Here is a 23,380-nt window from a genome sequence, read left to right on the forward strand (position 1 = left end):
CTAATAATCAGTGGGGGATGAACAAAACCCCCACTGATTATAGTTTCACTTTATTAGCAAGCTTTCTTACACTTGTATTCGCTGCTTTTTTAGAAACAAAATCCCTTATGAATTGAGGTTTATATATTGATTGACGTACCCTTTTTAAAAAGTGTCACATTAAAAAAAGAACATATCCCTAGCTTTTCCGCATATCCTTACTGCTTACCGGCTATACGAACATTACAATCACTCCTTTTCCATCCGAATGTAACATTCATTATTGGAGAAAACGGAACGGGTAAATCAACATTACTCGAAGCGATTGCAGTTGCTTTAGGTTTTAATGCAGAAGGTGGAACGAAGAACTTCCATTTTAACACGTACGATTCACACTCATCTTTACATAAATACATTCGAATTTCAAAAAGTTTTAATACCCCAAAAGACGGCTTTTTTCTACGTGCTGAATCATTTTATAACGTTGCTTCTTACATTGATGAAATAGATGCTATAAAATCTTATGGTGGTATCTCACTACACAAACAATCACACGGCGAATCATTCTTCTCATTATTTATGAACCGCTTTTCAGGACAAGGTTTATACATTTTAGATGAGCCTGAGGCAGCTTTATCACCGATGAGGCAACTTTCAATGCTCATTCGCATGCACGAGCTAGCTGAACAAGGTTCACAATTTGTTATCGCAACGCATTCTCCCATTTTAATGGCTTATCCTGAATCTACTATATACTCTTTAACTCAAGAAGGGATTCACGAATCGACATTAGCAGAAACAGAGCATTATCAAACGACGAAACTTTTCTTTGAAAATCGCGATCGATTATTTCATCACTTATTTGAGTCATAAAAAAAGAGGCAGCAATCGCTGCCTCTTTTTTATAATGCTTCTATAAATAAAGCTACTCCAATACCGCCTCCAACGCATAGAGAGGCAATACCTTTCTCTAATCCACGTCTTTTTAATTCGTGAATTAAACTCACCGTAATACGAGCTCCTGTACAACCGATTGGATGTCCAAGTCCTACACCACTACCGTTTACATTCACTTTCTCACGGTCTAACCCTAACTCTTTCTCTACAGCTAGGTATTGTGCAGCGAAAGCTTCATTGATTTCAAGTAAATCTGCATCTTCTAATGACCAATCTACTTTTTCTAACCCTTTGCGAATTGCTGGTGCTGGTCCAATACCCATAATTTTCGGATCTACACCTGCTACTGAATATCCAACAATTCGAGCTAACGGTTGTAAACCTTTTTCTTTCGCCTTTTCTTCACTCATTAATACTAAAACGGCACTTCCGTCATTAAGACCAGATGAATTCCCTGCAGTTACTGATCCATCTTTACGGAAAGCTGGTTTTAATCCCGCTAACTTTTCAGCTGTAATATCTGCACGTGGATGTTCATCCTTCGAAAATATAACTTCTTTTCTACGTTCTTTTATCGAAATAGGAACAATTTGATCGTCAAAGTATCCAGACTCAATCGCTTGCAACGCTAATGCATGGCTACGAAGCGCAACTTCATCTTGTTCCTCTCTTGTAATTTCATATTGTTCAACTAAATTTTCCGCTGTTTCACCCATCATAATATGGTGAATCGGATCTTCTAAAACTTCCCACACCGTATCACGAATTTCTCCGTGCTGTAGACGTTGTCCCCAGCGGTGTTGTTTTAATGCATAAGGGCTCGAGCTCATTGCCTCTACTCCACCTGCAACAACAATATCACTTACACCTAATTGAATTTGCATTGCAGCAGACATAATTGCTTGCATACCTGAAGAACATTGACGTTGAATTGTATAACCAGTAACTGTGTCAGGAAATCCTGCCGCTAATGCAGCTGTTCTTGCCGTATTTGCTTCATCAGTTCTTTGAATACAATGACCTAAAATTACTTCATCAACTTCATGTGGCTCTACTCCGCCTCTTTTTACAGCTTCCTGAAGTACAGGAACAGCTAATTCTACTGGTGTTATATTTTTTAGTGCTCCTCCGAAAGTTCCAATTGGTGAACGAACTGCAGCTGTAATGACAACATTATGCATTTTGTACTTGCCCCTCTCTTATGTAACCTAGTAAGTTTTTAGGTGAAATTCCATAAGTTGTATGTCTACAATTATCATACTATAAACATACCAAAAAATCAAAATATTTAATATAATAAAAATAGAAGGAATTAACCTTCTATTCTGTCAATGCATATAAGAATTTTTGTAATATCTTCTCTGTCGTTTCATTCAATTTCGGTAACTTGTCTACTGGAAAATATTGAAGTTGTAACCCTTCATGATCGAGCTTTAATTCTCCGCTTACATGATGTGCCTGATACAGATGAATCACATTAAAAATTTCATCTCCATTTGGATAACGGAAATAAACTTCCTTTCCTGAAAGAACACCAAGAAATTGCATTATTTTTGCACTTAGCCCCGTCTCCTCGAATAATTCTCTACGAGCAGTTTCTTCTGTCGTTTCTCCCAGTTCCATTGCCCCGCCAGGCACACCCCAATCATATGTATCTGAACGATATTGAAGCAATACTTCTTGATTATCATTTAATATAATAATTGCTGATCCTACTAAAATAAGTGGTCTCGTACCAACTACTTTGCGTAACTCTTCAATATACCCCAATATGTAAACTCCCCTTTCCTCACCCTTCCTTATCATAACAAAATTCTCTTCCTTTTGTTGCTGTAATTTTCAATAAAAAAAGGAAGCTTCCGCTTCCTTTTTTTACCGTTATCCCGCTATTTGCGGGCAGTAAGACCCCTACCTCAAAATCCAGCGAAAGTAAAGAAGTTAGGAGGGGAATCAACTGCCCGTAAAAGCCCGATTGGTGAGGGCTAATAATCAGCGGGGGATGAACCCCCCCCACTGATTAAAGTTTCACTTTATTTCTTAAAGCTTTCGTATTTTACAGCTTCAAAAGCTTCTTCAATTTCCTCATTGCTATAATGGACATATGTAAAACGCCCTAATTCTACTAATCTAGCTATTTCTTGTAACGCTTTATACTGATCATATGTTTCTTCAATTGTAATATGTACATAAAACTTCATTAATGGATGTTCATATAAAGGTTCTCCCACCTCTACATATACACCTTCAACCCCTTGCACAACTCTTACATAGCTCGCAAATTGATACAGAGCTTCTCTGTCTGAAACGATTTTTAATGTATACATATATTCTCCCCCTTTTCTTTACTATATCAAAAAGATGACCATACTACGTTATAGAACTATGAAATTTTTTCGACTTGTAGTCTATATATTCGTGTAATAAACAAGGCGTTTATCCATACATAGGACCTTTTCCCCACATATATTATAGAAAGAATTTTTTCCTTTGAGGTGTTCCTTATGGATTCATACATTAATATATGTGTTTGCATTACTCCAGGCGCCGATATTTCTGACGACCGTATTGCAAAAGATTTAGCAGTTGCAGAATCAATTTGGCATCCCATTACATTTCAAATTAAAGAAGTAATTGTACTAAACGAGCTTTTCCGTTTTTCTAATCGGGAAATTAGTTATAAAAACTCCATTCAAAGTCAGGAAAAATTATCATCCTTTTTTCAAACTTGTGTTAACGAAGCTCCTGAATGTGACCTTTATATTTGTTATATTGGCAGTGATTATTTCAAAGAAACCGCAGTAATCGCTTGCGCTTACTCTCTAGCGAAACAACAACAACTTACTGGTTACATCGTTCTAACAAACTCAGCTGCTCCAATGAAAAATATATACACCCTCGCTCACGAAATTGGTCATATTTTATTCACAAGACGAATTCATGGAAAACTTACGCACGCAGATCCCCACTCTCCAACCGGTTCTGAACATCACCATTCACCATCGAACCTTATGTACCCTATAGTCCCTAGCCCTAATAAAGTTCACATCAATTCATTATTAACAAATGAACAAAAAGCGCTCTCTTTACAAAGTCCCTTATTACAAAGAAAAAAACAGTAACGATATTGTTACTGTTTAAAACAATATATTCCAATCAACAAACCAAATACCGGCTGCGAGAAATAAAAACATACAACTAAAAGTAAATGTAATCCCTCTAAAAATCCCAATATAATATTTCTTTGGAAATACTTTTTTGCATATCCAAAGCAGCCCTTTTCCTATTAAACCAAAAAACAAAACATATCCTGATGTATCATCTAATAAAGTATTAAAATATTCATCATGTATTCTTTTGGTGAAAGCAGTATAGATCCCTAAAATTGCTAATCCTAGAAACATAATAGTTAATATACATATAAATATATTTTGCATATTTGTACCCCACTTAATAGAAAATTCCGTTTGCTAATTATTTGCTCGTTACTTTCGTATCGTACAGCTAGTTTATACTTTTTCGCTCTTCAATTTTTAAATACCATCGCATTAATCCATATATACTTCCATACATAAGTAAAATCTTTGCAATTCCCCAAAATACATTTCTTTCTTCTAAGTCTTTAAATATAAACATAATTGCCAAAGGAACAATTAGCACCAAAACGCCCATCCAACCAAGAACATACACTTCTCCAATGAAAAGTAATAAAAAGATACTTGCTGCTAATATATATGTTTGTATTGTCGACAATTGCAAAATAGGTGTACCGTACCATTTATCAATAAACATCAATAATACTAATAATAAGATAGGAACCATTACTATTACGTAAATAATCCCAAACTCTACAAACTTATTTTTAAAAGAAGACATTCTAAAGGCAACAATTGTTCCAATAATCGTAATGATTAAGACGATAGGATAGCCAATTAACTGTATATTTGTTAGCGTAAATTGCTGATTCGGATTATTAAACAAAATATGTGTTAATATCCAGTACCCGCCAACCCCAATTATCATCGCAAGAATACTCTTTATAATCCCGCTTTTATCCTTCTCCATCTCTTTCGCCAATTCTTCCGCATACGCTTTTGGCGAATCACCAAATATATCACTTACTGTCTTTCCTTTTTTCTCACCTTCTATTAAATGTAGCTCTGCATCTTCTAGAAATGCATCCACATCTTCTACTTTAATTCCCTTCGTTATTAAATACAATTTCGTATCGATTAGAAACTTTTCCCCTTCTTTAGAAACTTGCATTATAACCCCTCCCTTATTTAATCGTTTCTCTTCTATTCGCCTTCATCATAATTTCAACGAAAATTAAAATAAACAAACTTCCGTATAAACATATAATTTGAAATAACATTGGCATAAGATCTTCCGATGTAAATGTTTTAAACACTAACATAATCGAAAGTGGAATAATTAAATATAAGTTTTTAAACCATCCTTCAAAATATATATTTATAGCTACCGTGAGGATAAAGATCCCTCCAGCTAATATATAACTTTGGACTAGAGTCAACGTAAACATCGTTGTAGGATATATCACATCTAAAATCGTAACAGCTCCTAATAAAAACATTGGCGCAATCATGACTAAAAACCACATGGAAAACCACGTTTTTGTAAAACTTGTTACAAATGTCATTTTACGAAGCAAAAAATTAGGACCCATAACAGCTAAAATCAATGTAAAACTATAGCCAATACACTGAATAAGCGAAATCTGTAAAATCCCATTATTAACTATTAAAATAGAAGCAATAATCCAAAACGAAACGATATTCATTACCGTAAACCCAATTTGCTTCCACGTTTCCTTTCTATCCCTTTCCATCACTTTTACAAGTTCATTCGCGTATTCTTTCGGTGAACTTCCGAAAATATCTTCTACACTTTTCCCTTCACTCTCACCTTCTATTAAATGCAACTCTGCATCTTCTAAAAAGCTTTCAATATCGCTTTCTTTCACACTCTTTGCAGTTAAAAATAATCTCATATCCAATAAAAAATTGCGTGCTTCATTTGATAGCATTATTTTTTTCTTCCCTTCCCTTCAAGTAGACGCTCTACACTACTTTGCATCGCTTCCCAGCGATCCATAAATTCATCCAGTGCTTCCTCGCCTTTTTCTGTTAATGTATAATATTTTCGCTTTGGACCAGATGGAGATTCCTTCATTACACTTGTTATTAATCCTTCCTTTTGCATTCGTATTAATAACGGATAAATACTTCCCTCACTCGCCATTGTGAAACCATATTTCGCTAATTTTTCACTCATTTCATAACCATATATTTCACCTTCAGAAATAATAGCAAGTAAGCAACCTTCTAAAATCCCTTTTAGCATTTGACTTGTCGACATATTTCAAATCCTCCCACTATCTTGTTTTACAAGATAGATAAGCGTAAGTATCTTGCTTTACAAAATAGTATAGCAGAGACTATTTTGTAAAACAAGATAGCTAAATATATTTTTCCAAATGTTTGCAGGAATTTCATTATCACCTCTCTAAATAGAGCAATAAGAGAACTTTTATTATGAAGGAGTGTTTTTCATCATGGTTACAAATCGAGTTGTCTTTTTAACAGGTGCTGCGAGCGGTATTGGTTATGAAATGGGAAGTGCTTTCGCAAAAGAAGGTGCTAAAGTTGTCATTAGTGATCGTCTTGAAGATCGTGCAAAAGAAGCTGCTGAACAATTGCAAAAAGAAGGCTATCAAGCTATCGGTTTAAAATGTGACGTTACAGCTGAAGAAGAAATTGCAGCAGCAATTTCTCAAACAGTTACTCACTTCGGTTCATTAGACGTATTAATTAACAACGCAGGAATGCAACACGTCTCACCAATTGAAGATTTTCCAACGGATAAGTTCGAACTTCTTATTAAAATTATGCAAATTGCTCCATTTATTGCAACCAAGCTTGCCTTTCCTATTATGAAGAAACAACAGTATGGACGAATTATTAATATCGCTTCTATTAACGGCCTTGTCGGATTTGCTGGAAAAGCTGCTTATAATAGTGCGAAACATGGTGTAATCGGATTAACAAAAGTGGCTGCTTTAGAGGGAGCAACTCATGGAATTACTGTAAACGCTCTTTGTCCCGGATATGTTGATACTCCCCTTGTACGAAATCAACTACAAGATTTAGCAACTACACGAAATGTACCACTTGAAAATGTTTTAGAAGATGTTATTTATCCTCTTGTACCGCAGAAGCGCTTGTTGCAAGTACAAGAAATTGCAGATTATGCTATGTTTTTAGCAAGTGAAAAGGCAAAAGGCATAACTGGTCAAGCTGTTGTTATCGATGGTGGATATACTGTTCAATAAAGTGAAACTTTAATCAGTGGGGGTTTTGTTCATCCCCCACTGATTATTAGCCTTCACCAATCGGGCTTTTACGGGCAGTTAATCTCCGACCTAACTTCTTTGCTCCAACCAAATTTTGAGGTGGGAGTTTTACTGCCCGTTAATGCGGGATAAAAAATAAAGTTTGCTCACGAAGAGCAAACTTTATTTTACTTTCTATCGCGAGGATCTTCATACTTTAGTAATTGTTGAGGGAGTTTCTCAATTGCAACAATTACTCCGTCTAATTTACTTTCAATGCGATGTAGTAAATATAACGTTACAACAATTGGAAACCCCACATTACCTATCATCCTGATCCACTCTTCCATCTTTCTCTCCTCCCTTCATTACATAAATAAGAGGAAAAGAGAATCTTAGGCATAAAAAAACAAGCTATTTGTGAAGTGACCCCTAAAAGTTAGACACGGTTATTTCATTAGGCAGCTTGATAAAAGTGAGTCCGGTATTGTACCGGGCTCATTTTTAATTTTGCCTTTATCCGTTTCGTATTATAATAATCTATATATTTTTCTAATTCTATTTTAAAATGCTCTACACTTTCAAACTCTTTTATGTAGAGGAATTCCGACTTCATGATCCCAAAGAAATTCTCCATTACTGCGTTGTCATAACAGTTTCCTTTTCGAGACATACTCTGCACAATACCTCTTGATTCAAGTGTACGGACATATTGTTTCATTTGATAATGCCACCCTTGATCTGAATGTATCAATAGTTGGTGATTTTCAGGTAAACGTTCTAATGCTTTCTCTAACATTTCTGAAACAAGTGAATACGTCGGTCTAGAGCCAATTGTATATGTAATAATTTCACCATTATACAAGTCTAATACAGGTGATAAATAAAGTTTCTCTCCAAACAATTTAAACTCTGTGATGTCTGTTACCCATTTTTGATTCGGTGCATCTGCATGAAAACTGCGCGCTAAAATATTTGGTGCAATTTTACCGAATTTCCCCTTATAAGACTTATATTTTTTCATACGCACAACACACTTTAATCCAAGCTCTTTCATAATGCGCTGAACCTTCTTGTGATTTACTTTCTGACCACGATTCGATTCGTCAACTCATCACGAATGCGACGGTAGCCATAACGACCTTCATTTTCCTCATAAATCGCTTTAATTTCGGCTTTCAAATCGGCATCTAAATCCGGACGATTCATTTTCTTTACTAAATCATAATACGTGCTTCGTGGAATATCAGCTAGCTCCACGAGTGCCTTCACCGAATATTTATGCCTTAATTCATAGACTACTTGCGCTTTGTCTTGTTTAGTGACTTTTCCTTGTTTTGAACTAAGGCATTCAACTTTTTTAAGTACTCATTTTCCATTTCAAGCTGTTTAATACGTGCTTCAAGTGCTTCGACTGAACCTTCAACTGGTGCTTGTTTTGATTGTTTATTTGACTCTTTTTTCATGGATGGACGCCCCTTTTTCTTTGATTGAAGGGCATCGATTCCTTGTGTTTCGAGTTGTTTTTTCCAAACAATAATCGTTGAAGGGGCAGGAATGTTAAAGATAGCTGCCGTTTCAAATAAGGACGTACCGTTTTCAATCATATAATTTAGTACGTCTAGTTTAAATTGTTGTGTGTAATTTGTATACCGTTTTAGAAAAGCTTCCACACCATTTTGCTTATATTGGTTTACCCAATTCAAAATTACTGTGTCCCTTATACCGATCGCTTTACCAATTTCTCGATAACTTTCATTTCCGTTCAAATAACGTAGAACGATATGTATTTTTTCATCAGCTGTAAATTTAGCCATAGAAAAACTGCACCTCCAATTGTTAGACTGTGTCTAACAATTGGGGTGCAGTTCATTTGTGATTAGCTTGTTTTTTCAAATAATGATGTAATTTCTTGCTTATAATCTCCACGTAAAATACCTTTCTCAGTTATAATTCCTGTAATTAATCCATGCGGTGTTACGTCAAATGCAGGGTTAAATACAGGCGTTCCAAGTGGCGCCACTTGTTTCCCAAAAATTTTCGTAACTTCTGTTTCATCTCTTTCTTCAATGACAATTTCAGCACCTGTTTGTTTCGTAGTATCAAATGTAGATAACGGTGCTGCAACGTAAAATGGGATACCGAAATACTTTGCTAATATAGCTAAATTTAATGTTCCTATTTTATTAGCAGTATCACCGTTTTCAACGATTCGATCTGCTCCTACAATAATTGCATTAATTTCTTTCGTTCGAATTGCATGTGCTGCAGTATTATCCTTAATAAGCGTTACATCAATGTCTGCTTGCTTCAATTCCCATGTCGTTAAGCGACCACCTTGTAAAACCGGTCTCGTTTCACACGCATACGCATGTAAACGTACACCCTTCTCTTTCCCAATATAAAATGGGGCTAATGCTGTTCCATATCTAGCAGTTGCAATACTTCCAGCGTTACAAATTGTTAAAATTTTATCACCGTCTTTAAAACATGTTAAAGCATGTTCTCCAATACTTCGGCACACCACTTCATCCTCTTGCTGAATACGAAGTGCTTCCTCTTCTAATATTTTTTGTGCTTCTTTTATTGTAGAAATCCCTCGTATAGCTTCTCTCATGCGATCAATTGCCCAAAATAAATTGACTGCCGTCGGACGTGATGTCCCTAAATAGTTACAATCTCTATTAAACTTCTTTTGAAATTCATCGATATTTGTAGCATCATATTTCTTTGCCGCAAGCGCCAAACCAAACGCAGCTACAATTCCAATTGCAGGTGCTCCGCGTACTTCTAACATAATGATACTTTTCCATACATCTTCAACATTCGTTAATGTTTTGTATTCAGTGACATGCGGCAACTTTGTTTGGTTTAATAACGCGATGGTATCTCCTTTCCAACTTACAGATCTCGGAATAGTAATGATTGTACTCATGCCTTTACGCCTCCTGAAATTGTATGTTGAAATAATGTTCGGAACAGTTGTATATCTGCGCTCTTTGATTCATATTTTAATAGTTCTTTCCCTAAATAAAGTGCTTGTTTTTTAGCTTGAATTCTTCTTTCTTTATCTGCTATTTCATCTAAATCTGCCACGTGTGCTAGACCAATTGTTCTACGAATAAGTTCACATCCAGCAAATCCAACAATATCACTAAAAATATTTTGCAAAATAATTGGTAACCATTGTTTCTCTTTCGTATATACTTCTACACCTTCTCCAATCCATAGCTTTGTAAAAGCTTCTACAAAATAACTCCATGTTTTCTCGATATGGAAAAATAGCACACTTCTTTTTTCCTCTTCACGCGATAACGCATTTAATAATAAATTTGCAATAAATTGACCAAGATCAAATCCAAATGGACCGTACGTTGCAAATTCTGGATCAATTACTTTTGTTTCAGAAGGCGATGAAAATATACTACCAGTATGTAAATCCCCATGAATGAGCGCTTCTTTTCTCGTTAAAAACTTATACTTATACTGCGCTACTTTTAATTTTAAATTTTTGTCACTCCACAGTTCATCAACCGCTAGTTGTAACTCTGGCTCATAATCATTCGTATCATAATGACTAAACGGATCTGTAAACACTAAATCTTCTGTGATTTTACTAAGATCTGGATTAACAAATTCACTATCTAACACTCTTTTCTCTTCTGAACGTACGCCGAAATCTGAAGTATAAAATAAAACATGTGCTAAAAAGCGACCAATATGCTGGGATAAAAGAGGATATTCTTCTCCTTCTATTAATCCTTTTCTTGTAATCGTTAGTCTTGATAAATCTTCCATTACTGTCACTGCTAACTCCTCATTATGACTATATACTTTTGGAACGTATTCCGGTACATACTTCGCGAAAATTTGCAGTGCTTTACTTTCAATCGTTGCTCTTTTTATTGACAATGGCCAGCTCTCACCAACTACTTTCGCATATGGAAGTGCTTGTTTAATTATAATTGTCTTCTCTCCATCATCTAATTTGAATACGTAATTTAAATTGCCATCTCCAATTTCATGGCAAACTACATTTGCTTTCTTTTCAAAGTATCCATGTTCTTTTGCATAGTGTACAGCTGTTACTTCTGTTAATGAATAATATCCCATCTTCTTCTCCCCCTTTTAATTCAGAGGTTTTTCTAGCACAGAAAAACCTCTTCCCACAAAGAAAGAGGTTTGAAGTTTATCTTCTCCCCTCTTATCTGCCAGAAAGTTTACTTTCTGCTGGAATTAGCACCGTGCCTTTTGACGTCATAAACGCCCCATTTCACAATGGTATTGCGGTCGGTTGCTGGGCTTCATCGGGCCAAATCCCTCCACCTGCTCTTGATAAGAGTTGTATAATTTTTTGAATTTTTAACTTTATGATGAAGACTATACCAAGAATAAAAATCACTTGTCAACATTTTATTTGTATAATTCTGGACGACGATCTGCAAAAACTGGGATTCCTTTGCGAACCTCTTTAATTTTCTCGAATTTCAGCTCTCCAAATAAAATAAATTCCTCTTCATTTGCCTCTACTACAACTTCACCCCAAGGATCGACAATTAAAGAATGACCTGCAAACTCATTGTTCGGATCCTTTCCTGCTCTATTACATGCTACAACATAACACTGGTTTTCAACTGCTCTCGCCTGTAAAAGCAAACGCCAATGCGCTAAACGTACTAATGGCCATTCTGCTACAACAAATAAAACTTTTGCACCTTTAGCAGTATGAACACGCATCCACTCCGGAAAACGAATATCATAGCAAATTGTGCCAGCGCACTCTACATCATCTAGCTTAAATTCACCTGTCTCATTACCAGCTACTAAATATTTATGTTCATCCATAAGCTGAAATAAATGTACTTTACTATATTCATTGACTAGATTCCCTTCATTGTTTACAACATACATTGTATTTGTAACACCTTGCTCTGTTTGCTTCGCTATGGAACCACCAACAATATGTACACCATATTGTTTCGACCACTCTTTCAACTTTTCTTTCGTTTCCAATCCATCCCTATCTGCAATTTCAGAAAGTCTTGTTAAATCATATCCTGTTGTCCATAATTCTGGTAAGACGATAACATCTGGTCTTTCCTTCATCGCTTCGCTTATTTTATTTTTAGCGTTCTCAATATTTTTTTCTACATCACCAAAGACAATATCCATTTGAATACATGCGACTTTCATTTTGTCCGCCCCATTCCTAATTTTTTCTTTACAAAATACTGGAAAGATTATATCATTTGTCACTAGAATTGTAACAACTTTCAAAAGAGGTGAAAAGTATGAAAAATTTTCAACCTTCCGAAGTAGTAACATCATTGCCGACACAATTTTTCGCTTCACTTGTTGCAAAAGTTAACAAAGTCGTTGCAGCTGGTCACGATGTTATTAATCTAGGTCAAGGTAATCCAGATCAACCAACACCACAGCATATCGTAAAAGCTTTACAAGATGCTGCTGAAAAGGCCATTCATCATAAATATCCGCCATTTCGCGGACATGAAAGCTTAAAAGAAGCCGTGGCAACATTCTATCAACGTGAATATGATGTAGTAGTAAATCCAAAAACTGAAGTTGCTATTTTGTTTGGTGGAAAGGCTGGATTAGTAGAATTACCAATTTGTTTTACAAACCCTGGTGATACCATTCTCGTTCCAGATCCAGGCTATCCAGATTATTTATCCGGAGTTGCTTTAGCAAAAGCGCACTTTGAAACAATGCCGCTTATTGCAGAAAATAATTTTTTACCAGATTATACAAAAATTGATGACTCTATTGCCAAGAAATCCAAGTTAATGTTTTTAAACTATCCTAATAATCCTACCGGTGCTACTGCATCAAAAGAATTCTTTGATGAAACCATTCATTTTGCTAGTAAACATAATATATTAGTTGTTCATGATTTTGCTTACGGTGCTATCGGATTTGATGGTCAAAAGCCTGTTAGTTTCTTGCAAGCAGACGGCGCCAAAGATACAGGAATTGAAATTTACACTTTATCAAAAACTTTCAATATGGCTGGCTGGCGTATTGCTTTTGCAGTGGGGAATGAAAGTGTCATCGAAACAATTAACCTATTGCAAGATCATATGTATGTTAGTATTTTTGGCGCAGTTCAAGATGCTGCCCGCGAAGCACTATTAGGCTCGCAGTCTTGTGTGGTAGATCTTGTTAATAGTTATGAATCTCGGAGAAATGCTCTTATTTCAGCTTGTCACTCAATTGGTTGGAATGTAGATATTCCAACCGGATCATTCTTTGCATGGCTTCCTGTACCAGAAGGATATACATCTGAGCAATTTTCTGATATTTTGCTAGAAAAAGCACACGTTGCAGTTGCTCCTGGTGTTGGATTTGGTGAGCACGGCGAAGGGTATGTTCGTGTTGGTCTCTTGCATACAGAAGATAGATTACGAGAAGCAATTAATCGAATTGATAAATTAAATTTTTTCAAAAAGTCATTGACAACATAAAAAATATCTGACAAAATTCAGTTATCTTAAAAATTTAAACATTTCTAAATACTTCTTATCAAGAGCAGGTGGAGGGACGAGCCCGACGAAACCCGGCAACCGATCTACAATTGTAGACACGGTGCTAATTCTCGCAGCGTTACGCTGACAGATAAGGAGCTGGTTGTAAAAAAACCTCTCCTTAGCTGAGAGGTTTTTTTATTTAACTAGGAGGTTATAACAATGAGCGGAATTATAGCGACATATTTAATCCACGATGATTCTCACAACTTAGAAAAGAAAGCAGAACAAATTGCAATTGGTTTAACAATTGGCTCGTGGACTCATTTACCACACTTATTACAAGAACAATTAAAACAACATAAAGGCAATGTCATTCATATTGAAGAGTTAGACGAACAAGAACATATTAACTCTTATCTTGGCAAAAGAGTATCACGTGGAATCATTAAAATTCATTATCCATCGCTGAACTTCAGCCCAGACTTACCAGCCATTTTGACAACAACATTTGGAAAACTTTCGTTAGATGGGGAAATTAAACTAATTGATTTAACATTCTCAGACGAATTAAAGAAACAGTTCCCTGGACCGAAATTTGGAATTGAAGGTATCCGAAACCTTTTACAAGTTCAAGATCGCCCTCTTCTAATGAGTATTTTCAAAGGGATGATAGGACGGAATATTGGATATTTAAAAACTCAACTACGCGATCAGGCAATTGGAGGCGTAGATATTGTAAAAGATGATGAAATTTTATTCGAAAACTCATTAACACCACTTACAAAAAGAATTGAATCTGGGAAAGAAGTTTTACAATCTGTATACGAAACCTACGGACATAAAACTTTATACGCAGTAAATTTAACAGGGCGAACTTATGATTTAAAAGAGAACGCGAAACGTGCGGTGTTAGCTGGAGCAGACATTCTTTTATTTAATGTATTTTCTTATGGATTAGATGTACTGCAATCACTTGTAGAAGACGAGGAAATTCCAATTCCTATTATGGCACACCCTGCTGTAAGTGGCGCATATTCGTCATCGAAACTATACGGGTTCTCTTCTCCATTACTACTTGGAAAGTTACTACGTTACGCTGGTGCTGATTTCTCTTTATTCCCATCACCATACGGCAACGTTGCATTAGAAAAAGAGGAAGCTCTTCTCATTACAGAAGCATTAACTGAGGAAGACCACTATTTCAAGAAAAGTTTTTCTGTTCCATCTGCTGGAATTCATCCTGGTTTCGTTCCCTTTATTCTACGAGATTTTGGTAAGGATGTTGTTATTAATGCCGGCGGCGGGATTCATGGGCATCCAAATGGAGCTCAAGGTGGTGGCAAAGCTTTCCGTACTGCAATTGAAGCTACTTTACAAGGTAAACCACTCCATGAAGTGGATGAAATAAATTTGCATAGCGCACTACAAATATGGGGAAATCCTTCTCATGAGGTGAAATTATGAGTATTCAAGTATTTTGTGATTTCGATGGTACGATTACAAATAACGATAATATCATGTCCATTATGGAAAAATTCGCACCACCAGAAGCAGAGGAGATAAAGCAAAAAATTTTATCGCAAGAACTTTCTATTCAAGAAGGTGTTTCTCAATTATTTCGATTAATACCTATTAATCTACACGATGATATTATTCAGTTTTTACAAGAAACTGCTGAAATCCGTACAGGTTTTCATGAATTCATACAATTTATTAATGAAAATAACATTTCCTTTTACGTTATATCAGGTGGAATGGATTTCTTCGTCTATCCACTCTTACAAGAAATAATCCCTAAAGAACAAATTTATTGTAATGCAACTGACTTTTCAGGAGAATTTGTTGAAGTTAAATGGCCGCACCCTTGTGACGAGCAATGTCAGCATAGTTGCGGTCTCTGTAAATCATCATTAATTCGTAAACTAAGCTCTAAAGATGATTTTCATATTGTGATAGGAGATTCCATTACTGATTTACAAGCAGCAAAACAAGCAGATAAAGTATTTGCCCGTGACTTCCTTATTACAAAATGTGAAGAAAATCATATTGCTTATACATCCTTTAACACATTTCACGATATTCAAGTCGAATTACAACATTTGTTGGAGGTGAAATCATGAAACAACTTTTTCGTCAATGGTATGACTTAAGTGAAATAAAAAAAGAATTAACAACTCGGAATTGGTTTCCAGCAACAAGTGGAAATATTTCTATAAAAGTCAGTCATGATCCCCTTACTTTTCTTATTACAGCAAGTGGCAAAGATAAAACAAAAACCACTCCAGATGATTTTCTATTAGTAAATCATCAAGGAGTTCCCGTTTTAGAAACTGAGTTAAGCCCTTCAGCAGAAACAATATTGCATACACATATTTATAACAGCACGAATGCCGGGTGCGTACTTCATGTTCATACAACTGATAATAATGTCATCACAAATTTGTATAGCGATAAAGTCACTCTTCAAAATCAAGAGATTATTAAAGCTCTTGATATTTGGGAAGAAGGTGCAACGATTAACATTCCTATTATCGAAAATGATGCTCATATCCCAACGCTTGGAGAGAAATTTCGAAAGCATATACAAGGAGATTCAGGAGCAGTATTAATTCGAAATCATGGCATTACCGTATGGGGCCGTGATAGCTTTGATGCAAAAAAAAGATTAGAAGCTTATGAGTTTTTATTCCAATTTCATATAAAATTATTATCAATTCAAGGAGGCGTTTCTAATGGCGCAAATTCGTATTCATGAGGAAAATATTCGTATTGAAAATGAAGTAGAAGTATCAAACTTTCTACAAGGAGAAGATGTTTTATATGAGAAATGGAATATTTCTAAACTTCCTACTCATTTAAAAGAAAATTACTCCTTAACAGATGAAAACAAAGCTGAAATATTAACGTTGTTTTCAAAAGAAATTGCTGATGTTTCAGAGCGCAGAGGTTATAAAGCATATGATGTGATTTCACTTTCAAATAGCACACCTAACCTTGACGAGTTATTAATTAATTTCCAAAAAGAACACCATCATACTGACGATGAAGTTCGCTTTATTGTCAGCGGTCATGGCATCTTCGCTATTGAAGGAAAAGATGGTCGATTCTTTGACGTTGAACTTGAGCCTGGTGATCTTATATCTGTGCCTGAAAATGCAAGACACTATTTTACCTTACAAGATGATCGCCAAGTTGTAGCTATTCGTATTTTTGTTACAACAGAAGGTTGGGTTCCAATTTATTAAGGTAGCTAGTTGAATAAAAGAACTTGGAACCCCTTTTCCAACCTTTTATTCACTCTACATATATACATCCTCCTATGGAACAGGCTTATTTCATAACATTGAAGTAAGCCTGATTTTTTATTTACTAAAATGATTTGTCCCTTTCGTTTGTTTAAATCAAATATCTCGAATCATAATTCCACTTTATCAAGTACATTTCGGAATACTTTTTGAACATTTATTGAACTTTTTTTGAATTTTTTCTGAAAATTCTGTTTTACGTATGATATACTACAACTAATAAGAAGGAAAAGAATATTGCAAACAGAGGGGGATAATCATGAGTTTACTTATCGCACTTATACTAGGAGTTACATGCGGAGCTATTCCTGTCATTTTAGGAGCTATTATGGAAGAATTAGAAGTTGGTGTTTTAGGTTTTGCTGCATCATGTGTAAGCGCTTTATTTTTTGGTTTATATGGTGCTATTCCTGTTGCTATTCTGTGCGCATTTTATATACTACGCCATGCTCGCGCGAAACAGTTGGGTCCTAATCACATTGCACAAGTTATTCCATTCCCAATTGAAAGATGCCGTCGCGCTTCCAGCCTATAAATTATCCAACTTAAATATTATGCCTGCCTAAATAAATAAAAAGTCCTCAAATGAGGACTTTTTATTTATTTTCTTCTAGAAATTGAAACAATTCTTGCAAATGAAGTGCATCTTCACTATAGCTAACGGATACATGACATGTCCCTTCAATCTCAGCATGCATATAAAGAGCAATTCCATCCCGATCATATTTCAATGCCAAATAAAACTCCATTTCCTCTAACATCTTTTTCGAGGTTCGGATAACATAATGCCCTTTCTCATCTCTTCCATATTCAAAATCTGGTCCAAAATCGTATTTTTGTTTAAAAGCTTCTTTTTGCTTATCATTAATCTGTACACAAGTTGCTCGCTGCACAGCATCAATCATCTCGTCAAACTTTTGGAGATCCATTTCATTTACCCCCTTATATACTTTTTGTATAATACTTGTGTTCCGCTATTCTCTTTTCCATCTGCGATTAGCTCTTCATACAATTCCTTCGCTAGGGTTAAACCCGGTACTGGTAATTGTAATTTTTCAGCTTCATCTAAAGCAATCTTCATATCTTTCATAAAATGCTTTACATAAAAGCCAGGTTCAAAATCTCCTTTTAACATTCGAGGAGCTAAATTACTTAATGACCAGCTACCTGCAGCTCCTGTCGAAATACTCTCTAATACTTTATCTGCATTAAGTCCCGCCTTTTTCGCATACGCTACCGCTTCACATACTCCTATCATGTTAGAAGCAATTGCAATTTGATTGCACATTTTTGTATGTTGTCCACTCCCAGCAGGGCCTTGCAACTGAATATTTGTTCCTAGTTTTTCAAATAGAGGTAAGCAAATATCATATATTCTGTTCTCTCCACCGACCATAATTGCTAGTCTAGCTTCTTTAGCTCCAACATCCCCTCCAGATACTGGTGCATCTAATGTATATATATTCTTGCTTTTCGCAACTTCATTAATACGTTTTGCCAATGTTGGTGTCGATGTTGTAAAGTCAATTGCTATCGTACCTTCATTTGCATGTTCTAAAATTCCATCTATCCCAAAGTACACTTCTTCTACATCATGAGGATAACCAACCATCGTCATAACAACATCAACTTGCTTTACTAACGCTTTCGGTGTATCACACCAAGTCGCACCCTCTTGCACTAAAGAATCCGCTTTTTCCTTCGTTCTATTATATACATATACTTTATAACCACTTTGCATTAAATGGTTAACCATACTTTTTCCCATCACACCAATACCAATAAAACCTATTGATAAATTTTTATTTTCCATCTTCTCATCCCCTTTGTTCTAATAAATCATTTACCATCTTCCGAAATTCCTTATTAAAATCATCATCCAAACCATTCTTCACATTTGAAAATAAAATAACAAACGTTCCTTTTTCTTTATTGAAATTATTAAACGTATTCCAACCAGATAGTACACCATGGTTATGGAAAAAATCAGGATATATGTAAAAGCTAAATCCATATTTTCTTTCTTGTGAAGGTGTAAACATCGCTTGTATACTTTGTTCAGAAAGAAGCTTGCCATTTATAATCGCTTCATCTAATTTCTTCATATCTCCTACTGTCGTATACATCTCACCAGAGCCATATAACCAGTCCATCCCTAATTTTTGCGCTGGTACAAGTTCTTGATCTTTCTTCACATAACCCTTCGTGAAGTTTTTATCTCCAGGCACCATATTTCCCATACCTGATTCATGCATCTCTGCCTTTGTAAATATATTTTCTTTTATATAATCTCCTAAAGGCTTTTTCGTTATATTTTCTATAATATAAGCGAGCACCATATAATTATAATCCGTATACTTCCAACCTGTTCCTGGTGGAAAATCTAACTTTTGACTTCCAATCCAATTTATTAAATTTATACGTGAAGCTACATTAACCTTTCCTTTCCCATTTTCCGGTAAACCAGATGTATGCGTTAATAAGTGATATAACGTGATGTTTTTATCTGCTGGAAATGAAGGAATGTATTTATTTACATTATCTTGGATATTTAACTTCCCTTGTTCTTGTAACTGTAGAATGGATGTAGCAACAACTGTTTTCGTAATAGAACCGATACGATATTTTGTTTGAGGTGTATTTTCTATTTTATTTTGAACATCAGCATATCCATATCCTTTATTCAATATAACACGCTCTTTATCTGTCACCAAAACTGTCCCATTAAATTGCTTTCCTACTAAATACTGATCTAACTTTTGAGATATACTAGCATAATCAATTTTTTGTACTTCTTCTATATTATCTTGTACCTCTGACTCAATAGCAGGCGTTACCTTTGTTGTTAATACTGCTTGTTCCTTTGGATCTGGACTATAGAGAAAATAGTATACTCCGCCGCAAACTACAGCAGACAGTGAAACCATAGCCATTATTTTTTTTATCATATTGTTCCTCCGTCGTTACTTCATTTAAAATGGTCCCCCATATTCTATTATCAGGTAATAAAAAAAAATCGCAACAATTTGTTGCGAAAAATCACATTTTTTCTTTCCTATATATACATACTTGATTTTTCCCATTTTTTTTTGCTTCATATAATGCAATATCCGCTCTTTGCATTAATTCTTCTTTAGTAATCCCATTCTCATGTAACGCAACTCCAAAACTCGCTGTTAACTTTGAAATTCCAGAGAATTGCTTTGTTTCAATAAAAAATCGTAATGACTCCGCAACTTGAAACGCTTCTTTTTCTACCGTATTTGTCACTAATATTATAAATTCCTCTCCTCCCCACCTTGCAAATATATGTTGATTTTCAACTTTAGATTTCATAAGATCTGCAAGCTGTACTAATGCTAAATCGCCAAAATCATGACCATATGTGTCATTTACTGATTTAAAATTATCTATATCAAACAAAATAAGTGCTATTTTTTCATCGTTACGTATTACATTCTCCCACTCTTTCTCCAATATTTGTTGGAATTTCAAACGATTATATATTTCTGTCAATGAATCTATCATTGCAAGTCTTTCTTGCTCTTGATAGATTTCATCTAATTCTGTAATCTCTGTGCATTTTACTATAAATCGCGATAAGTCTTCTGGTAATGGTATCGCACGTAATAGAAAAGTCAATGCTTCTCCTTCATGATTGTACATTTTAATTCTTCTTCCATTTGATAAAGTATCATCCAACCATGTTATATCGTGAGTCGTCGAATAATATCCGTTCTCTCTAATAAGATGTTCTGCAAACACTAAATGTTGTTCGCGATACGTAAATAAATTATCATATCCGAAGAATTGTAAAAAATTCGTATTACAATCAACAATCTCATCATCTTCTACTACAAATAATAAATCATTTTGAAAATCAAACATCGTTTGAAGCAATTCTTGTTGTAAACCTACTTGCTGCACTAAAGAAAGTTGATATAAACTCTTATTCACTTCCTCTAGTACCACTTGTGGGGTTACTGGTGCTATAACAATATTACGTATTCCTAACATTAGTAAATCTGCAAACTCACTGTTTATCTGTTGATCCCAAATGATAATGAATGTACTCCGTGAATCATATATATTCTTTATATATTTTATTTGATCAACATCTGTTACATACATAATTACAATATGCGGTCTAGTTCTATGAAACAATATTTCTCCTTCTTCAAAACTATTTGCTATAAACATACACTTTGGATGGACATTTTCTATCGTTTGTTGATGTGTACATCCATCTTCTATATAAAGGACATTCAACTGAAGATCTTGTAATACATTTTGGAAAACAGTATTCTCTAATAAAAAATGTAGTATGTTCATCACTAGTCTTCACTCACTTCATATATCTTGTTTTACTGAATTCCTCACAATCATTTTATAAAAGATTGTTCTCAAAAAAATTCGATTAGTGAGGGATACATATTAACAAGCTAATTGAGAATGTTATCTTCGCCTTTTTACTCAATAAATTCCTTTTTTAGTGTATGATTGTAGGAATTGTATCGTTTGTATGAATGCCCTCCTTAGCACTTAAAACTTGACAATTAAAATAAAGTTATTATATTCTTAAATTCAATAACTTACAAAATGTAAGTAGAATATATTACATGTATTTTAAATTAAGCTGATATGTAATTTGGAGGATATATAATGACAAACAGTGACTTTTTTAACGTTTTATATGAACGCACATCTACACGTGCATTCAACCCCGAAAAAGAAATTTCATCTACAGAATTACACGAAATTTTAAAAGCAGCTGCTCAAGCACCTTCTGCTTGGAACCTGCAACACTGGAAATTCCTTGTTTTCCAAGGCGAAGATGTACAAAAACGATTACATCCAATTGCTTATAACCAACAACAAATTCTTGATGCTTCTGCAGTAGTCGCTATTTTAGGTGATTTAGAAGCTTATAAAAACGTTGAACCCGTTTATGGTCCAATCGTAGAACAAGGATTTATGAAAGAAGAAGCAAAAGAACGCTTAGCTAAAAACATTGAATCTGCATATGCTCGTGAGCAATTCCCAAGAGATGCTGCCTTTTCAAATGCTGCTTTAGCAGCAATGCAACTTATGCTTGCTGCTAAAGCAACTGGCTGGGATACTTGCGCAATTGGTGGTTTCAACCCACAAGCACTAATGGAAGAATTTAATGTTTCATCTCGTCACGTACCAATTATGCTTATTACAATTGGTGAATCAACTTTAAAAGGTCATCCTGCACCACGCATGAGCGTAGAACAAGTAAGTGAATGGGCGAAATAATAAAAACGAAGGTAATTTCATTACCTTCGTTTTTTTATATTCTGTCACACATCCGTAATATTACAATGTATTATTCGACATCTATACATAGAGAAATCGTAATTTTCATGCTATCCCCATAAACAAATATGGCGTTTTGTGTCGAAATTTGTTAAAGTATCAAAATATAACCGTGTATTTTTGTTACAATTGTGATACAATGATAACAAATAGATAACAAGAGAGGGATTTTCATTGAGTTCATACGGAAGCTTTATCGCACTTTTAAGTTACATAGTAACTGTACTACTGCTATATTTTATTGGCGATGCTGCAAACATATCAGTGTTACAATTCCCAAAAGAAGAAGCGTTACAATTAGAAGCAGAAAAACATACTGTACGATCCATTGCACCACTACTCTTAGCTCTTCCTGTATATATCATCGTTTTATATAAAAGCAAAAAAGTGTAAAGGCTACCTATTTCATTCATTTCGGTGGTCTTTACATTTTTTTGTGACATTTCCCCTATTTTAAACATCATTCCATACTAAATACCCATCTAGTCATTTAAAATGAGAAAATCCCCTAGAAAAATTTCCATTATCTGTCCAGTCACCGACTGCCGAACTTACATAGATTATAAGTGTGAAGGGGGTGATGAGGATTATGTTTGGATCATTTGGATGCTGTGATAACTTTAGAGAATGTCATCATCATGAAAGAGAGCGCAACCACAACCATCGTGAGAAAGAGAAAGAAGAAATTAGACCACAACGACATGCTGTATGTAACGTGCTTGCACATCTTTCTATAGGAACTGAGGTTTCGCTTCTTAAACTAAAAGGAAATGCAACATTCCGCAATTTAGTTTTTGAGGGGTTCTGTAACGGTGTTGCTCTATTCTCTCAATTAAGAAAAGATGACGACAAAGACAACAACAAAGATGATAAGAATGGAAACAATCGTAATGACGATAGATTTGAAGGGATTTTACGTGTTTGCCCAGAGGATGTTATCGCAATTGCTCTTTAAGATAAGTTTAATCAATAAAATCACCTAAGGTATATGTAGCAAAAAAACCTGAGACCGATTTCAAATCGAC

General features: G+C 35.0%; 27 protein-coding genes, 1 pseudogene and 2 riboswitches. Of the genes and pseudogenes, 12 read left to right on the top strand and 16 right to left on the bottom strand.

The features are described 5' to 3' along the window. The first annotated feature begins 126 nt into the window (after window positions 1–126). Window positions 127–852, top strand: coding sequence for an AAA family ATPase (locus MHI07_RS18780; protein ID WP_215579525.1), 726 nt, complete (start codon window positions 127–129; stop codon window positions 850–852). 29 nt (window positions 853–881) lie between these two features. Here MHI07_RS18780 and MHI07_RS18785 read toward each other — a convergent pair whose 3' ends face one another. From MHI07_RS18785 to MHI07_RS18795, 3 genes are all read right to left on the bottom strand, one after another. Next, entirely contained in the window at window positions 882–2,057 is a 1,176-nt protein-coding gene (locus MHI07_RS18785) for an acetyl-CoA C-acetyltransferase (RefSeq protein WP_215579526.1), read from the bottom strand. 139 nt (window positions 2,058–2,196) lie between these two features. Then, on the bottom strand, window positions 2,197–2,646 hold the full coding sequence (locus tag MHI07_RS18790) for an NUDIX hydrolase (RefSeq protein WP_002145954.1): 450 nt from the start codon (window positions 2,644–2,646) through the stop codon (window positions 2,197–2,199). 260 nt (window positions 2,647–2,906) lie between these two features. After that, entirely contained in the window at window positions 2,907–3,200 is a 294-nt protein-coding gene (locus MHI07_RS18795) for a DUF3928 family protein (protein WP_215579528.1), read from the bottom strand. Window positions 3,201–3,377: 177 nt separating this feature from the next. Here MHI07_RS18795 and MHI07_RS18800 point away from each other — a divergent pair, with 177 nt between their 5' ends. Continuing rightward, window positions 3,378–3,995 carry an ImmA/IrrE family metallo-endopeptidase gene (locus MHI07_RS18800; protein ID WP_002199468.1) on the top strand — a complete coding sequence of 206 codons (618 nt, stop codon included), beginning with the start codon at window positions 3,378–3,380 and terminating at the stop codon, window positions 3,993–3,995. A 15-nt stretch (window positions 3,996–4,010) separates the two neighbouring features. Here MHI07_RS18800 and MHI07_RS18805 read toward each other — a convergent pair whose 3' ends face one another. The 4 genes from MHI07_RS18805 to MHI07_RS18820 form a co-directional block, all read right to left on the bottom strand. Then, window positions 4,011–4,310, bottom strand: a complete 300-nt coding sequence (locus MHI07_RS18805) for a DNA-binding protein (protein ID WP_070139919.1) — start codon at window positions 4,308–4,310, stop codon at window positions 4,011–4,013. 67 nt (window positions 4,311–4,377) lie between these two features. Continuing rightward, window positions 4,378–5,139, bottom strand: a complete 762-nt coding sequence (locus MHI07_RS18810) for a DUF1129 domain-containing protein (RefSeq protein WP_016106069.1) — start codon at window positions 5,137–5,139, stop codon at window positions 4,378–4,380. A gap of 13 nt (window positions 5,140–5,152) precedes the next feature. Continuing rightward, complete coding sequence (locus MHI07_RS18815; RefSeq protein ID WP_002160641.1) at window positions 5,153–5,920, bottom strand: DUF1129 domain-containing protein; 768 nt, start codon at window positions 5,918–5,920, stop codon at window positions 5,153–5,155. Further along, window positions 5,920–6,252: a PadR family transcriptional regulator gene (locus MHI07_RS18820; RefSeq protein ID WP_002111568.1), complete on the bottom strand. Its 333-nt coding sequence runs from the start codon at window positions 6,250–6,252 to the stop codon at window positions 5,920–5,922. The genes MHI07_RS18815 and MHI07_RS18820 overlap by 1 nt, the downstream gene beginning before the upstream one ends. 196 nt (window positions 6,253–6,448) lie before the next feature. Here MHI07_RS18820 and MHI07_RS18825 point away from each other — a divergent pair, with 196 nt between their 5' ends. Further along, the gene (locus tag MHI07_RS18825; RefSeq protein ID WP_215579532.1) at window positions 6,449–7,225 is read left to right on the top strand and encodes a 3-hydroxybutyrate dehydrogenase; all 777 of its coding nucleotides are present in this window, start codon (window positions 6,449–6,451) and stop codon (window positions 7,223–7,225) included. Window positions 7,226–7,413: 188 nt separating this feature from the next. On the opposite strand, the gene MHI07_RS18830 is transcribed toward MHI07_RS18825, so the two are convergent. The 5 genes and pseudogenes from MHI07_RS18830 to MHI07_RS18850 form a co-directional block, all read right to left on the bottom strand. After that, complete coding sequence (locus MHI07_RS18830; RefSeq protein WP_215579535.1) at window positions 7,414–7,575, bottom strand: YvrJ family protein; 162 nt, start codon at window positions 7,573–7,575, stop codon at window positions 7,414–7,416. A 107-nt stretch (window positions 7,576–7,682) separates the two neighbouring features. Beyond that, window positions 7,683–9,042, bottom strand: a pseudogene (locus MHI07_RS18835) (IS3 family transposase). Window positions 9,043–9,104: 62 nt separating this feature from the next. Further along, window positions 9,105–10,160, bottom strand: a complete 1,056-nt coding sequence (gene mtnA / locus MHI07_RS18840; protein ID WP_340825630.1) for an S-methyl-5-thioribose-1-phosphate isomerase — start codon at window positions 10,158–10,160, stop codon at window positions 9,105–9,107. Further along, the gene (gene mtnK / locus MHI07_RS18845; RefSeq protein WP_215579540.1) at window positions 10,157–11,338 is read right to left on the bottom strand and encodes an S-methyl-5-thioribose kinase; all 1,182 of its coding nucleotides are present in this window, start codon (window positions 11,336–11,338) and stop codon (window positions 10,157–10,159) included. The genes mtnA and mtnK overlap by 4 nt, the downstream gene beginning before the upstream one ends. Before the next feature lie 88 nt (window positions 11,339–11,426). Then, a riboswitch (SAM riboswitch) is annotated at window positions 11,427–11,567 on the bottom strand. Between the two features lie 71 nt (window positions 11,568–11,638). Further along, window positions 11,639–12,502: a carbon-nitrogen family hydrolase gene (locus MHI07_RS18850; RefSeq protein WP_033711022.1), complete on the bottom strand. Its 864-nt coding sequence runs from the start codon at window positions 12,500–12,502 to the stop codon at window positions 11,639–11,641. A gap of 14 nt (window positions 12,503–12,516) precedes the next feature. Between MHI07_RS18850 and MHI07_RS18855 the strand changes: the two genes are divergently transcribed. The 6 genes from MHI07_RS18855 (at window position 12,517) to MHI07_RS18880 (ending at window position 17,550) form a co-directional block, all read left to right on the top strand. Then, window positions 12,517–13,707, top strand: coding sequence for a pyridoxal phosphate-dependent aminotransferase (locus MHI07_RS18855; protein WP_016106075.1), 1,191 nt, complete (start codon window positions 12,517–12,519; stop codon window positions 13,705–13,707). Between the two features lie 52 nt (window positions 13,708–13,759). Continuing rightward, window positions 13,760–13,865: riboswitch (SAM riboswitch) on the top strand. Window positions 13,866–13,929: 64 nt separating this feature from the next. Beyond that, window positions 13,930–15,174: a 2,3-diketo-5-methylthiopentyl-1-phosphate enolase gene (gene mtnW, locus MHI07_RS18860; protein ID WP_215579542.1), complete on the top strand. Its 1,245-nt coding sequence runs from the start codon at window positions 13,930–13,932 to the stop codon at window positions 15,172–15,174. Further along, window positions 15,171–15,830 carry a 2-hydroxy-3-keto-5-methylthiopentenyl-1-phosphate phosphatase gene (locus MHI07_RS18865; protein WP_002111579.1) on the top strand — a complete coding sequence of 220 codons (660 nt, stop codon included), beginning with the start codon at window positions 15,171–15,173 and terminating at the stop codon, window positions 15,828–15,830. Before mtnW ends, MHI07_RS18865 begins: the two co-directional genes overlap by 4 nt. After that, the gene (locus MHI07_RS18870; RefSeq protein WP_002145939.1) at window positions 15,827–16,465 is read left to right on the top strand and encodes a methylthioribulose 1-phosphate dehydratase; all 639 of its coding nucleotides are present in this window, start codon (window positions 15,827–15,829) and stop codon (window positions 16,463–16,465) included. The genes MHI07_RS18865 and MHI07_RS18870 overlap by 4 nt, the downstream gene beginning before the upstream one ends. Beyond that, on the top strand, window positions 16,443–16,955 hold the full coding sequence (locus MHI07_RS18875; protein WP_215579546.1) for a 1,2-dihydroxy-3-keto-5-methylthiopentene dioxygenase: 513 nt from the start codon (window positions 16,443–16,445) through the stop codon (window positions 16,953–16,955). Before MHI07_RS18870 ends, MHI07_RS18875 begins: the two co-directional genes overlap by 23 nt. A gap of 319 nt (window positions 16,956–17,274) precedes the next feature. Beyond that, a complete protein-coding gene (locus tag MHI07_RS18880) occupies window positions 17,275–17,550 on the top strand; it encodes a hypothetical protein (protein WP_098776689.1) in 276 nt (91 codons plus the stop codon). Window positions 17,551–17,611: 61 nt separating this feature from the next. On the opposite strand, the gene MHI07_RS18885 is transcribed toward MHI07_RS18880, so the two are convergent. The 4 genes from MHI07_RS18885 to MHI07_RS18900 form a co-directional block, all read right to left on the bottom strand. Further along, on the bottom strand, window positions 17,612–17,944 hold the full coding sequence (locus MHI07_RS18885; protein WP_002122159.1) for a DUF3909 family protein: 333 nt from the start codon (window positions 17,942–17,944) through the stop codon (window positions 17,612–17,614). A gap of 5 nt (window positions 17,945–17,949) precedes the next feature. Beyond that, entirely contained in the window at window positions 17,950–18,828 is an 879-nt protein-coding gene (locus MHI07_RS18890; protein WP_002160632.1) for an NAD(P)-dependent oxidoreductase, read from the bottom strand. Between the two features lie 4 nt (window positions 18,829–18,832). Continuing rightward, the gene (locus MHI07_RS18895) at window positions 18,833–19,963 is read right to left on the bottom strand and encodes a serine hydrolase domain-containing protein (RefSeq protein ID WP_340825647.1); all 1,131 of its coding nucleotides are present in this window, start codon (window positions 19,961–19,963) and stop codon (window positions 18,833–18,835) included. A gap of 91 nt (window positions 19,964–20,054) precedes the next feature. Further along, the gene (locus MHI07_RS18900) at window positions 20,055–21,347 is read right to left on the bottom strand and encodes a GGDEF domain-containing protein (RefSeq protein ID WP_070144795.1); all 1,293 of its coding nucleotides are present in this window, start codon (window positions 21,345–21,347) and stop codon (window positions 20,055–20,057) included. A gap of 330 nt (window positions 21,348–21,677) precedes the next feature. Here MHI07_RS18900 and MHI07_RS18905 point away from each other — a divergent pair, with 330 nt between their 5' ends. The 3 genes from MHI07_RS18905 to MHI07_RS18915 all read left to right on the top strand — a co-directional run bounded on the left by MHI07_RS18905 (window position 21,678) and on the right by MHI07_RS18915 (window position 23,310). Then, on the top strand, window positions 21,678–22,295 hold the full coding sequence (locus tag MHI07_RS18905; protein ID WP_002160629.1) for a nitroreductase family protein: 618 nt from the start codon (window positions 21,678–21,680) through the stop codon (window positions 22,293–22,295). A 234-nt stretch (window positions 22,296–22,529) separates the two neighbouring features. Further along, window positions 22,530–22,748 (top strand): hypothetical protein, encoded by a 219-nt coding sequence (locus MHI07_RS18910; RefSeq protein ID WP_002160628.1) that lies wholly within the window; start codon window positions 22,530–22,532, stop codon window positions 22,746–22,748. Window positions 22,749–22,944: 196 nt separating this feature from the next. Further along, a complete protein-coding gene (locus MHI07_RS18915; RefSeq protein WP_002160627.1) occupies window positions 22,945–23,310 on the top strand; it encodes a DUF3915 family protein in 366 nt (121 codons plus the stop codon). Window positions 23,311–23,380 lie beyond the last annotated feature (70 nt).

It is taken from the genome of Bacillus sp. FSL H8-0545, from assembly GCF_038006105.1.
Lineage (GTDB): Bacteria > Bacillota > Bacilli > Bacillales > Bacillaceae_G > Bacillus_A > Bacillus_A cereus_U.

What these genes read in the sequence shown, in the direction of transcription:
- MHI07_RS18900 (WP_070144795.1), bottom strand. Translation starts at nt 21,347, where the DNA reads ATGAACATACTACATTTTTTATTAGAGAATACTGTTTTCCAAAATGTA.
- MHI07_RS18800 (WP_002199468.1), top strand. Translation starts at nt 3,378, where the DNA reads ATGGATTCATACATTAATATATGTGTTTGCATTACTCCAGGCGCCGAT.
- mtnW (WP_215579542.1), top strand. Translation starts at nt 13,930, where the DNA reads ATGAGCGGAATTATAGCGACATATTTAATCCACGATGATTCTCACAAC.
- MHI07_RS18885 (WP_002122159.1), bottom strand. Translation starts at nt 17,944, where the DNA reads ATGGATCTCCAAAAGTTTGACGAGATGATTGATGCTGTGCAGCGAGCA.
- MHI07_RS18890 (WP_002160632.1), bottom strand. Translation starts at nt 18,828, where the DNA reads ATGGAAAATAAAAATTTATCAATAGGTTTTATTGGTATTGGTGTGATG.
- MHI07_RS18820 (WP_002111568.1), bottom strand. Translation starts at nt 6,252, where the DNA reads ATGTCGACAAGTCAAATGCTAAAAGGGATTTTAGAAGGTTGCTTACTT.
- MHI07_RS18895 (WP_340825647.1), bottom strand. Translation starts at nt 19,963, where the DNA reads ATGATAAAAAAAATAATGGCTATGGTTTCACTGTCTGCTGTAGTTTGC.
- MHI07_RS18870 (WP_002145939.1), top strand. Translation starts at nt 15,827, where the DNA reads ATGAAACAACTTTTTCGTCAATGGTATGACTTAAGTGAAATAAAAAAA.
- MHI07_RS18905 (WP_002160629.1), top strand. Translation starts at nt 21,678, where the DNA reads ATGACAAACAGTGACTTTTTTAACGTTTTATATGAACGCACATCTACA.
- MHI07_RS18785 (WP_215579526.1), bottom strand. Translation starts at nt 2,057, where the DNA reads ATGCATAATGTTGTCATTACAGCTGCAGTTCGTTCACCAATTGGAACT.
- MHI07_RS18875 (WP_215579546.1), top strand. Translation starts at nt 16,443, where the DNA reads ATGGCGCAAATTCGTATTCATGAGGAAAATATTCGTATTGAAAATGAA.
- MHI07_RS18810 (WP_016106069.1), bottom strand. Translation starts at nt 5,139, where the DNA reads ATGCAAGTTTCTAAAGAAGGGGAAAAGTTTCTAATCGATACGAAATTG.
- MHI07_RS18815 (WP_002160641.1), bottom strand. Translation starts at nt 5,920, where the DNA reads ATGCTATCAAATGAAGCACGCAATTTTTTATTGGATATGAGATTATTT.
- MHI07_RS18830 (WP_215579535.1), bottom strand. Translation starts at nt 7,575, where the DNA reads ATGGAAGAGTGGATCAGGATGATAGGTAATGTGGGGTTTCCAATTGTT.
- MHI07_RS18825 (WP_215579532.1), top strand. Translation starts at nt 6,449, where the DNA reads ATGGTTACAAATCGAGTTGTCTTTTTAACAGGTGCTGCGAGCGGTATT.
- MHI07_RS18865 (WP_002111579.1), top strand. Translation starts at nt 15,171, where the DNA reads ATGAGTATTCAAGTATTTTGTGATTTCGATGGTACGATTACAAATAAC.
- MHI07_RS18880 (WP_098776689.1), top strand. Translation starts at nt 17,275, where the DNA reads ATGAGTTTACTTATCGCACTTATACTAGGAGTTACATGCGGAGCTATT.
- MHI07_RS18855 (WP_016106075.1), top strand. Translation starts at nt 12,517, where the DNA reads ATGAAAAATTTTCAACCTTCCGAAGTAGTAACATCATTGCCGACACAA.
- MHI07_RS18805 (WP_070139919.1), bottom strand. Translation starts at nt 4,310, where the DNA reads ATGCAAAATATATTTATATGTATATTAACTATTATGTTTCTAGGATTA.
- MHI07_RS18795 (WP_215579528.1), bottom strand. Translation starts at nt 3,200, where the DNA reads ATGTATACATTAAAAATCGTTTCAGACAGAGAAGCTCTGTATCAATTT.
- mtnA (WP_340825630.1), bottom strand. Translation starts at nt 10,160, where the DNA reads ATGAGTACAATCATTACTATTCCGAGATCTGTAAGTTGGAAAGGAGAT.
- MHI07_RS18915 (WP_002160627.1), top strand. Translation starts at nt 22,945, where the DNA reads ATGTTTGGATCATTTGGATGCTGTGATAACTTTAGAGAATGTCATCAT.
- mtnK (WP_215579540.1), bottom strand. Translation starts at nt 11,338, where the DNA reads ATGGGATATTATTCATTAACAGAAGTAACAGCTGTACACTATGCAAAA.